We start from the raw sequence: 11488 nt of genomic DNA, 5'->3' as shown, positions 1-11488 counted from the left end.
ATCAAACTCTCATAATAAAAGTTTAATCTCAGAATTACTTACTTTCATATTTTCATATGAACTTAAGTTTTAATTAAAGTTATTAACTTAAGGACTTTTTACACTGTTCAATTTTCTAGGTTCTTTTGAGTTGCTTAAATAGCTTACCATGTTTTTTATTCATTGTCAACTATTTTCAAGTATTTTTTAAATTATTTTTGAAATATGTTTTGCTGACAACAATATAAGAGTCTATCATCTTATTATCGTATTGTCAATAGTTTTTTTACTTTTTTATTATAGATATGGGATATATAGTTTAAGTATTTATAAACTATTTTTAGGTAATACTTCTAATATAGTAGTTCTTACAATATAAATATTAAAAAGAATTATATTAGGAGGCTCTAAATGAAACTATATTCCAATACTAATAAATATACTGTAGATTCAAAATCTCCCCTAGCAGTATCCACTTTTAGTGATCTAATCTCTGAACAATTAATAAGCAAATATGTAAATAGTTATAAAGAATTAATTATACTCTGTATAGGATCTGATAGATCTACAGGAGATGCATTAGGACCTTTAGTAGGTTATAAACTAGAACATATTCTTTCTATATATGAAGATACATACCTTTTGGGAACTCTTGAAAAACCAGTACATGCAAAAAATCTTGAAGAAAAAATTGATTATATATATGATAGGTTTTTAAATCCTTTTATTATTGCAATAGACGCATCTCTTGGTAGAGCTGATAGAATAGGATATTTAAATATTAAAGATGGTCCTTTAAATCCTGGACTTGGAGTAAATAAAAAATTGCCTAAAATAGGAGATTTAAGCATTACAGGAGTGGTAAATATAGGTGGGATGATGGAATATGTTGTTTTACAGAACACACGACTTAATTTAGTTATGAATATGGCAGAAGCTATTTCCCAGAGTATATATATCGCATTATTAAAAATTTCAAAGGAAAAAAATGGAGAAGATATATCCTAAAATAAGGGAGTATATCTTCTCTTTTTTATTATCTCATCTATATCTTCTATACTTCTTCCTTCTGCATTTATTAAAATAGCACTACTTTGATTTTCAATATCAAACCTGGTATTCATATTCACTGAACTACTTATATATGGAATTCCATCCCCCTCCGTTCTCATATATACTATAGCTTCTGCATCACTGCTATCCATATCTACTATAGTATATCCTAAATTCTCCAAATTCTTTTTTATATCATCTAATCCATTTTGTACAGCTATTTTCTTGGTCATAAAAAACCTCCTATAGTTTTAACAATATTATGTTCATTAGAAGGTTTTTTATTCACAAGCTACATCAATACCTTTGTCTCCAATACTAAATACAGCCTCTCCATATACTTCAAATATTTCTCCATCTATATTTAGATCAGTCTTTTCACTAGTTTTTACTTTTATCTCTTTTGCTTTGTATATTTCCACATTCTTTTTAATTTTTGTATGAGTTCCTCTGAAAAACAAAGGAAAAAATAGCAATAATTTTATCTTTGGCACTTTTTTTACTATACATATATGAAAATATCCATCTTCAATTACTGCCATCGGACAAATTTTAAATCCTCCACCATAGTATTTTCCATTGCTAACAGCTAAAAGCATAATTTCCTCATCTATAATTATATTGTCTAGTTGGATATTAACTTCCTTATTTCTATATTTAAACAAAGTATTGAGAGCTCCAATAAAATAAGCAAATCTTCCTTTGATCTTTGTCTTAATTTTTTCTGTATTTTTTACTATTTCTGAATCTAGCCCAATACTTGCAATATTTAAAAACATGTTATCATTTGCAAAACCTACATCTATTTTTTTCTTATGTCCTTTTAAAATAGTTTCAATAGCTTTTTTAGGATCATTGGGAATATTTAAAGTTCTAGCTAGGTCATTTCCTGTACCTCCAGGAATAATACCTAATGTCCCAGCACCAGTTGACAATATACCTAAAGCTACTTCATTAATAGTTCCATCTCCTCCTACAGCTACTATAGTTTCATACCCTTTCATGGAACCATGACTAGCCAATCTAATAGCTTCTTTAGGTTTTTCTGTCACAATTATTTCATATTTTCTTTTAGATTCATCCATTATTTCCTTAATTAAAGAAACAAAACCCTTACTTTTCCCACCCCCAGCTATTGGATTCACAATAAAAAGTATATCTCCCATAATTCCTCCAATTAAATGTTTGTTATATAATCTTCATATTTTTTTGCCCTATCAATAGCTTGCATTTCTTCTACTGAAAGAGAATATTTTGAATCCCCATTAGCTATAGATTTAGCATAGGAAGTAGAGTAATCCCTTCCAAAAATACTAGTTATCACTACTCCATCCAACTTTTCATCAAGAAGGGCTATAGAAAAACTTAGTTCGCTGCCCATGTCAGCAAATGCATTATATCTTATAAATCCAATTTTTTGAATTGCACATTTAAGTCTTTTATCTACTGCATTATATTTTTCATCCATAATTTCATAGTCTTTTTTAACTAATTCTACTTCTTCAAGTGCCTCTTTTATCAGCTCCTCTAAATTTACAGTGTCAACTCCGTCTACTAAGGCATTGTATTTTTCTGTAATATGATTTATTCTGAATTCAGAAATAATATAAAGTATTAATACAAAAATAAATGCAATCATGAGACCTATAATTACTTCTACATTATATCTTGTTATAACTTCCCTTAGTTGTTCCATAAATTTCTCCTTCCTAATTTAAATTTCTTTAGAAACTTCTTTAATGGCTTTTATCCCCCATTCTATTTCTTCATGTGTATTAAATACCCCAAAACTAAATCTTATTACTCCTTGTTTGAAAGTTTTTATAGTTTTGTGAGCTAGAGGTGCACAATGAAGACCAGATCTAACTGCAATATCATATTCATCATCTAAAATATAGCTTATTTCTGATGAATCTTCATCTCTTATGTTAATAGATACTACTGGAGCTTGTTCTCCTGATTTTAATGGCCCATATACTTTCACACCATCAATTTTTAATATTTCTTCAATAAAATGTTTAGTTAAATCTTCCTCATGAGCTCTAATATTATTTATACCTTTATCAATTATATAACTAACACCATTTCCTAATCCAACAATTCCAGGGGTATTTGGCGTTCCACTTTCATATTTATCTGGTCTTATATCTGGCTGATATAAAGAATCAGAACTGCTTCCTGTTCCGCCTTCTTTCAACTCTTCCATCCCAATATCTTCTCTTATGTATAGTCCTCCTGTACCTTGAGGGCCAAGTAGTCCTTTATGACCTGGAAAAGCTAATATATCAATATTCATTTCTTCAACATCTATATCATAAACTCCAGCTGATTGAGCTCCATCCACCATATAAATAATACCATGTTTTTTAGCTATTTCGCCAACCTTTTTTACAGGCATAATTGTACCTGTTAAGTTTGATATATGAGTCATTATTATCATTTTAGTATTTTTTTTAATATTTCTCTCAATATCTAAAGGATTGATTCTGCCTTTTGAATCTCCTTTTATTATAGTAGTCTCTATTCCTTTACTTTCTAAATGTTTTAAAGGTCTTAAAACAGAATTATGCTCCATAGAGGTAGTTATTACATGATCTCCCTTTTTTAAAACTCCCTTTATACCTAAATTTAAGCTATCTGTACAATTATAAGTAAATATTAAATCCATAGGGTTATTTATATTAAATAATTTTGAAATAATATCCCTTGTCTCATAAAGACCTCTCCCTGCCTTCAGAGCTAATTTATGCCCAGACCTTCCAGGATTAGCCCCATATTCTTTCATAGCTTTTAGGGTACCATTATAAACCTCTTCTGGTTTAGGAAAAGATGTAGCAGCATTATCAAAATAAATCAACACAGTCCACCTCCAGAGTAGTTAATATTTTAATTATAACATATTATATGTACTATAATACTCAAAATCATCTATTAAAAAGCAGATAATTATTTTATTTATACATATATTTAATTTAATAAAAAGTATAAACTATAAATTTATATTTTAAGACATTAAATCAAACATATAAAATATTAGAGTTCATTATTATATATAATAATGAACTCTAATAGTCTAAAAACACAAACTTTTAACTTATTTTTTAATTTACTGATCCCCTTGTTTTTATATTATTTATTAAGAATTAATCTCTATTCCTTTAGGTAGTTTTTTAACCTCATTGCCATTATCATCTATATAAGTTCTTCCCCAGCCTGAAGCAATAGAAAATATCATAACAGCCAACATAGCCCAGCAATATATAACATAAGGCCATATTTCATCTGCAGTTACTATTGGAATAGCAGATCCATACTGAGCACTTACATCCTTTGTAAGAGATTGAGCAAGAAGTAATGCTGTAGACCAAGGTACAGAATACACTAAAGTATTTGCTGTAGCATCTAATAGGTTAGCTCTTCTATAAGGATGAATTTTGAATTTCTCACCTATAGGCTTTGCATAAGATGTACCAACCGCCAATATTGGTGGTGCATTTAATCCCATTATGGCAGACATAATTATAACTAATCCAGCAATTGAAGCTTCTGCTCCTCTAGCAGTCTTTACAAGTTTTTCAGCAACACCTAATAATTTCTTATCTCCTCCGCCCTCACGCATAACATTAACGCAAGCAAATATGAGCAAAGCTAATATACAAATATCAACCATCCCACCAATTCCTTCAACAATGATACCTATAACATTTCCATCTTCAATGCCTATCAATTGTTCTACAGTTACAAGCTTTGCTACAAGAGCAACTATTGTAGAAAGAACGGTTCCTAATGTAGTTGCATAAATAAGATCACCTTTTTTAATAGCTGCATAAATAGTAATTATAGCTGGAATAAGCATTATCAACCCCTTGGGATTCATATATTTAGAAAGCTCTTCATAGGGAATTCCTTGACTTGCTTCCATACCACTTCCACCAAATATAATCATAAAAATTAAAGTAATTATAGATGCTGCAACTGTATATCTTAACCTTGAACGAACTACCCCTCCAACATCTGCCCCTTGACTTGTAGCAGAGCAAATTGTTGTATCTGATACTGGTGCTAAATTATCTCCAAAAGCACCTCCACCTATTATAGCTCCAACCAATACTACAGGATTAGCACCAAGAAAAACTCCTGCTGGGTAAAGAACTGAAATTCCTGCAATTATAGTCCCAAATCCTGTTCCAGAAGCAGTGGCAAATAATGCACAAGCAAGAAATGTAATTATAGTATATAATCTACCTTTAGCTCCAATATGATAAGCTGCCCAAGTTATTCCTTCTACTAGGCCTGTAGATTTAAGAATTGTTGCAAATAGTCCTGCAAATATCCAACATGCTACTGGAGTTATTGCTATTTCATCAGCCATTCCTTCAATAATTATTTTTGAATATTCCATTTTATCTTTTGCAAAGAAAAATGTTACTATAAGTCCTGTAACTGCTCCTACCCACATACCTTTTATATCTGGAGCTTTCAATACACTTATATAAATTGCTATAGCTATAAAAAATAAAAATGGTAAAAATGAAATCCAACCTCCGCCATAAAACTCTAATTGTTTTCTATCTGTTTTTTCCATATACCTGTTTCCCTCCTGATCAATTCTAGTTTAATAAGTCTAATTATACCATTTTTTTAATGTACTTAGATATTATTGCTCATGTGGTTACATCTTCCGTTGTTTTTTATTAGAAGTATTTCCGAAAGTATGCTTATAGCAATTTCTTCAGGAGTTTCCCCACCTATAGCTAATCCTATAGGCATATATACTTTTTTAAGCTTATTTTTATCTATTCCTTTTTCTTCTAAATTTAATATCATTTTTGATACTTTTTTTCTACTACCCATGACTCCTATATATTTAGCCTTACTATTTATAACAGCTTCTAAGGCTTCTTCATCAAATTCATGTCCTCTAGTAACTATAACTATATATGTACTATTATCTACAGGATAATTTTTTAAGCTCTCCTCAAATTCCCCTAGTATTAATTCTTGAGCTTTAGGAAACCTCTTTTTATTCAAAAATTCTTCTCTATCTTCAAATATCACTATATGGAAATCTAAAATAGATGCAGCTTTATATATTGCATGGCCTACATGACCTCCTCCTACTATAAGAAGTTTAGGTTTAATTCTACAAATATCTAAAAATACATCTACCTCTCCTCCACAAGTCATTTTTAAACTATTTTCCTCTAATTTTAAATTTACAAGACCACTTTTTTCTTTAGCAATATAGTTCATACTTAGTTTAATTATCTCTCGTTCTAGTTCTCCTCCTCCAATAGTTCCATATATCCTTCCGTCCTCTAATACTGCCATCATTGTTCCTTCTCTTCTAGGAGTTGATCCTGCAGCCTTAACAATAGTAGCTAATACTACCTTTTTACCTTTTCTTGCCTCTCTCATAGCATTTTCTATTACAAAAAAATCTGCCATTTCAAATCCTCCTTTATTTTTTCTATAGAATTTTCATTTCAGTTTTTCACAATAACCTCCTTGATTTTCTTAAAGTCTTTAGGAGTATCTATATCTAATCCTATTTTCCCATTTTTTATATGAATCTTTTTAAAGTCTTTAGGATGCTTTTCTATGATAACCTTTCCACCTCTATCCCCATCTATTTTTAAAAGTTCACTTCTAAGTATAGAGGAAAAAACAACTGGATTACCCTCTTTGCCATCATAACATGGGATTAATATAGGAAATGTAGTCTTTTGATATTCCTCCATGAGCAAATTTATTATATATTTATTTATAAAAAGTTGATCGCCTACAAAAAACATATAAGCGTTAGTATCTGGTTTAGAGTTTTTTATACCTAGTTTTAATGCTTCACTTTGACCTAAATGTGCATTTTCATTGAAAACAGTTTTAATATTATATTTTAAACCTATATCTTTAACTTCAAACTTTCTATAAATGAGAATAATATCTTCTACATTGGATTGTTTAATCTCTCTAATAACCCACTCAACCAAGGGTTTACCTCCAATTTTCATTAGAAGCTTGTCTTCTCCCATTCTTCTAGAAAATCCTGAAGCAAGTATTATCGCTGTAATCATATATCTCCCTCAATTAATAAAATTTTTTAGTTTTAATATCCCCTACAACTACATTATGAAATCCTTTTTCATTTAATTTTCTTCTAATTTCAAGTCCCACTTTTATTCTTTCTTTATTTATAGCCTTATTCATAAGTAATATCTTTTCTCCTTGGCTATCCTTAAATAATCCGTTTTTGCTTAAAACTAATCTAATTATTACATCTTTATCTACTTTTTCATTAGAATTAGCTTTAACTATATTTTTAAATTTTTCAACCCTATGAACATTTTCTTCGTCAATTTTCCTCCCTAAAGAATCCAATCCAACAACTCCTATTGTCTTCGTAGTATTTTTAGGCACTACAGGTTCATATACTTCTGGTGCTTTTATTGGTTTCCCTTTGGAACCGTCCCCTTCTACTAATATGTAATCAAATTGCCCTCTGAAAAATATATTTTCCAATTCTAATACATCAGTATTTTTTATTTTTATATTTTCTATTTCTCCTCCATATACTGTTATAGAAGGTTTTTTTTGCTTAAATTTTTTTGGGATTTTTTCTAGAAAGAAATAATCATAATTTTTATTATCAGGCACATACATAGCTGTTGTTGTAGTTATAAGTATAGATCTATTTAATTCCTTCAATTCCTTAGCTAATTTAAATATACTGGTAGTCTTTCCACCGCCACCAACAAAAGTTATAAACTCATTTTTATTTAAGCCTATATTTAACCTTGGGAAAATATGCAATACATAATACACCCTTTCTGAAAATTAAGATAACTACAGACAAAGGGTATCAGTCAATACCCCTAATTTATATTAAATATCTATAAACTTAAATTCTTTTACATCAAATAGCCCTAAATCAGTAATCTTTATTTCAGGAATTACTGGCAAAGCAATAAATGAAAGGGTCATGAAAGGATCTATTTCACTATTTACATTTAATTTTTCATATGCTATATTGAGCATTTCTTTAAACTCATTATTAACATATTCTAAACTATCATCTGACATAAGACCAGCTATAGCTAGCGGAAGAGATTTTACAACTTTTCTATCAGAAACAATGGTTATTCCTCCACCCATCCTTTCAATTTCTTTTATAGCTTTTAATATATCTTCATCACTATCTCCAATAACAATTATATTATGAGAATCATGAGCAATAGTTGAAGCAATAGCCCCTTTCTCTAATCCAAAATTCTCTACTAATCCTAATCCTATATTGCCAGTTTTATTATGCCTTTCAACTACTGCAACTTTCAAAATATTTTCTTTTCCAAATTCAAATTTACCATCTACCAGATCTATTTCTCTTTCTACTTTTTCAGTAAATAAGCTATGGGAATGTAACTTAATAACATTTACAATTCTTGATTTAAGTTTTATGTCTAAATCCTTTAGTGTAATTTCACCTATATTTACAGAATTCTTAACTTTTAATGTATCTATTGGATTTATTTCAGACAAAAAATTATAATTTTCCCCTACTAATTTTCCATTTTTAAATACCTTTAAAATATTAAATTCTTCTAAATTATCAATGACTACTAAATCTGCTATATATCCTGGAACAATTGCTCCCCTATCTTTTAATCCATAGCACTCAGCCCCATTTAATGTAGCCATCTTTATAGCATCTATCGGATCTGTACCTTCTTTTATAGCAAGTTTAATATTATAATTTATATGACCATCTTTAAGTATATCTTCTGGGTGCTTATCATCAGTACAAAATAAACATCTATTTATATTATCTTTATTTACTACTTTAATTAATTCTTTTAAATTCTTTGCGGCTGATCCTTCTCTTATTAAAATATACATTCCTAGTCTTAATCTATTTTTCATTTCTTCTACTGTAGAGCATTCATGTTCTGTAGATACTCCTGACGCTATATAAGCATTTAATTCACCTTTCTCTAATAATGGACCATGACCATCAATTTTTTTACCTTCTGCCATAATTATTTTATCTAATACTTCATCATCTCCATTTATCACACCTGGATAGTTCATAAGTTCTCCTAACCCTAATACCCTTTCATGATCTATAAGTTCTTTTAAATCTTCTGCCCTAAGATTAGCTCCTGAATTTTCAAAAGGAGTGGCTGGGACACAACTTGGAAGCATTATATATACATCTAAAGGTATATTTTCACTATCATCTAATATATATTTTATTCCATCAATCCCTTTTACATTAGCTATTTCATGAGGGTCTGCTATTATAGTAGTAGTTCCTCTAGGTACTATGGCTCTAGCAAATTGACTAGGGCTAACCATAGATGATTCAATATGAACATGCCCATCAATGAATCCCGGGGAAACAAATTTACCTTCTAAATCTATTTCCTTTTTTCCTTTATAATCCCCAATACCTGCAATTTTTCCATTATATATAGCAATATCTCCATTTATTATTTCATTAGTAAATACATTTATAATAGAACAATTTTTAAGAACCAGTTCAGCTTTCTCTTCTCCTTTAGATATACTTATTATATTTTTAAGTTCATTCTTTTCCATTTTCTGTCCTCCTCACAATTTTTAGATTATCAATCCCTATTATAAACAATACTATTTATATATTTTATCTAAAACTCCTGAAAAAATCTCTTTTATTGAGAAAATTTAAAGACCACCATCTATTTATGAGAGTGGCATAATATAGAAATAAGTTATTTTATTATTAAATCCTTTGTTTTTAATGCAATTTCAAGATCTAATCTATTATTTTCATCATCTAAATCCATTCCAGTAATATCTTTGATCCTATTTATTCTATATAAAATAGTATTATAATGGGTATATAATGCATCAGGTATTTTCCTCAAATTTCCACTGTGCCTAAAATATGCTTCAAGGGTCTTTACTAATTCTGTGGATCTTTTTTCATCATAATCTACTAATAACTTTAAAGTAGAATTGTAGAAATCTTCTAATTCATCATTTAAAAAATCTTGACAAAGTATTTCAAATATACCTAGTTCATCAAAATTCACTATATTTCTATTAATTATTAATATAGCTATTCTAATTGTTTTTAAAGCATCTGAAAAGCTTTTATTTACATTACTTAATCCTTTAGACTGTCTCCCTACACTTATTTTAAACTCTATATTTTCAAATTTTTCAGATATTTTTTTGTTCAGTATATTATTAAAATCTTCTAGTTGTTTATCCGCTGTAGATTCATTTTGAAATCCTAAAAGTATTTGAATTTCATTCATTTTACTAGTTACTACACCTTTTAGACCTACAAATTTTACAGTGCTTTCTATTGTAGAAATAATCTTACTTATATTTTTTTCTACATAGTCGAGAAAATACTCCTCTTCTTGGTTTCCTTCTCTTAGTTTAAATTTAAAACTCATTAACTTAGCTACATATATATTATCTTTATTTAGATTGAAAAAATGAGCCCTTTCTAAAGCTTTTTTCTTCCTTTTTTCATCTATAGAAATTAAATCTTCAAGAAATTCAGATCTATATCTAATTTCTATTTCTTTTATGGAGATTTTTTCAATCACTTCTAAAACTATTATTGTAGCTGCACTTTCTATAATAGCTAAATCAAATCCACCTAATTGAGTATTTATTGCCCAAGTGAATAAATGTCCATAAACATTACCTTTAACAACTATAGGTATAATCATTTTCTTAACATATTTTTCTTTAATTAAAATTTTTCCTTCTTCCAGTTTTTTTAAGTTACTTTTAATAGATTTAGGGTTATAAAAATTATTTATATCCCTTAAAAGAATATTTTTTGGTTTCATCATCTAATCCATCAAATTTCTCTACACTTTCATTTAAAAAATCTAGACATAAGAAAGTAGGATTTTTAATATTTTCATAAACTATTCCCAATACTTCTTCTAACATTACATTCATAAAATGCTCATGAACCTTTTCTATTCTTTCTAAAAGAAATGCTTGCTTGCTGAATATTTCTTTTAGGACTGTACTCATGACATCAGATAAAGGAATGGAATAGTAAATATCTATCAATGAAAAATTAAGATGATTAGCTAAATTTATAACTTCTTCTGAAAGGGAGTGTAAATAAGGATATATCTTTATTCCTATTCCCCCTAAACCTTTTCTAGAACATTCTCTAATAAGATTTTTCTGCTCTTCAATATTATCTCTTTTAAAAGAATAAGCTGTAGTTAAAAGAAGCTCTCCTTCTTGAATCCAGTCAATTATATCTGGATCTGCCATAATATTTACTTTAGAAACAGTATTTCTAATACCTTTAAACCCTGCAACTAGTTTACAATCATCCATAATATCCAATCTTAATATTGCCTCTATACTAATCCCATTTTGTCTTACTATGTAGATCTACTCCTTATAATTGGCTAAAATTTAAGGAGGAACAAAA

Annotated in this window: 12 protein-coding genes; 1 reads left to right on the top strand and 11 read right to left on the bottom strand. The window is 28.8% G+C overall.

The window, feature by feature from the left end; genetic code table 11:
* Nucleotides 1–390 precede the first annotated feature (390 nt).
* Nucleotides 391–987, top strand: a complete 597-nt coding sequence (gene yyaC, locus NSA23_RS15320) for a spore protease YyaC (RefSeq protein WP_042679065.1) — start codon at nt 391–393, stop codon at nt 985–987.
* On the opposite strand, the gene NSA23_RS15315 is transcribed toward yyaC, so the two are convergent.
* The 11 genes from NSA23_RS15315 to NSA23_RS15265 all read right to left on the bottom strand — a co-directional run bounded on the left by NSA23_RS15315 (nt 984) and on the right by NSA23_RS15265 (nt 11391).
* The gene (locus NSA23_RS15315) at nt 984–1265 is read right to left on the bottom strand and encodes a YkuS family protein (protein WP_042679064.1); all 282 of its coding nucleotides are present in this window, start codon (nt 1263–1265) and stop codon (nt 984–986) included. The two genes, yyaC and NSA23_RS15315, sit on opposite strands and share 4 nt — an antisense overlap.
* A 48-nt stretch (nt 1266–1313) precedes the next feature.
* Nucleotides 1314–2198: a diacylglycerol/lipid kinase family protein gene (locus tag NSA23_RS15310; RefSeq protein WP_042679062.1), complete on the bottom strand. Its 885-nt coding sequence runs from the start codon at nt 2196–2198 to the stop codon at nt 1314–1316.
* 11 nt (nt 2199–2209) lie between these two features.
* Nucleotides 2210–2728 carry a DUF4446 family protein gene (locus NSA23_RS15305; protein WP_042679060.1) on the bottom strand — a complete coding sequence of 173 codons (519 nt, stop codon included), beginning with the start codon at nt 2726–2728 and terminating at the stop codon, nt 2210–2212.
* 18 nt (nt 2729–2746) lie between these two features.
* Nucleotides 2747–3889: an aminotransferase class V-fold PLP-dependent enzyme gene (locus tag NSA23_RS15300; protein ID WP_042679069.1), complete on the bottom strand. Its 1143-nt coding sequence runs from the start codon at nt 3887–3889 to the stop codon at nt 2747–2749.
* A 279-nt stretch (nt 3890–4168) separates the two neighbouring features.
* Nucleotides 4169–5617, bottom strand: coding sequence for a Na+/H+ antiporter NhaC family protein (locus NSA23_RS15295; protein ID WP_042679058.1), 1449 nt, complete (start codon nt 5615–5617; stop codon nt 4169–4171).
* Between the two features lie 65 nt (nt 5618–5682).
* On the bottom strand, nt 5683–6480 hold the full coding sequence (locus tag NSA23_RS15290) for an XdhC family protein (RefSeq protein ID WP_042679057.1): 798 nt from the start codon (nt 6478–6480) through the stop codon (nt 5683–5685).
* Nucleotides 6481–6518: 38 nt separating this feature from the next.
* Nucleotides 6519–7106: a nucleotidyltransferase family protein gene (locus tag NSA23_RS15285; protein ID WP_042679056.1), complete on the bottom strand. Its 588-nt coding sequence runs from the start codon at nt 7104–7106 to the stop codon at nt 6519–6521.
* A gap of 13 nt (nt 7107–7119) precedes the next feature.
* A complete protein-coding gene (gene yqeC, locus NSA23_RS15280; RefSeq protein ID WP_042679055.1) occupies nt 7120–7842 on the bottom strand; it encodes a selenium cofactor biosynthesis protein YqeC in 723 nt (240 codons plus the stop codon).
* Nucleotides 7843–7914: 72 nt separating this feature from the next.
* Nucleotides 7915–9627, bottom strand: a complete 1713-nt coding sequence (gene ade, locus NSA23_RS15275; RefSeq protein ID WP_042679054.1) for an adenine deaminase — start codon at nt 9625–9627, stop codon at nt 7915–7917.
* Between the two features lie 152 nt (nt 9628–9779).
* The gene (locus tag NSA23_RS15270) at nt 9780–10880 is read right to left on the bottom strand and encodes a PucR family transcriptional regulator (protein WP_050069706.1); all 1101 of its coding nucleotides are present in this window, start codon (nt 10878–10880) and stop codon (nt 9780–9782) included.
* The gene (locus tag NSA23_RS15265; RefSeq protein WP_246119165.1) at nt 10843–11391 is read right to left on the bottom strand and encodes a PucR family transcriptional regulator ligand-binding domain-containing protein; all 549 of its coding nucleotides are present in this window, start codon (nt 11389–11391) and stop codon (nt 10843–10845) included. Before NSA23_RS15265 ends, NSA23_RS15270 begins: the two co-directional genes overlap by 38 nt.
* Between the last annotated feature and the right edge of the window lie 97 nt (nt 11392–11488).

The organism is Anaerosalibacter massiliensis, from assembly GCF_024623155.1.
Classification (GTDB): domain Bacteria; phylum Bacillota; class Clostridia; order Tissierellales; family Sporanaerobacteraceae; genus Anaerosalibacter; species Anaerosalibacter massiliensis.
This window is presented reverse-complemented; position numbering and strand designations above follow the sequence as displayed.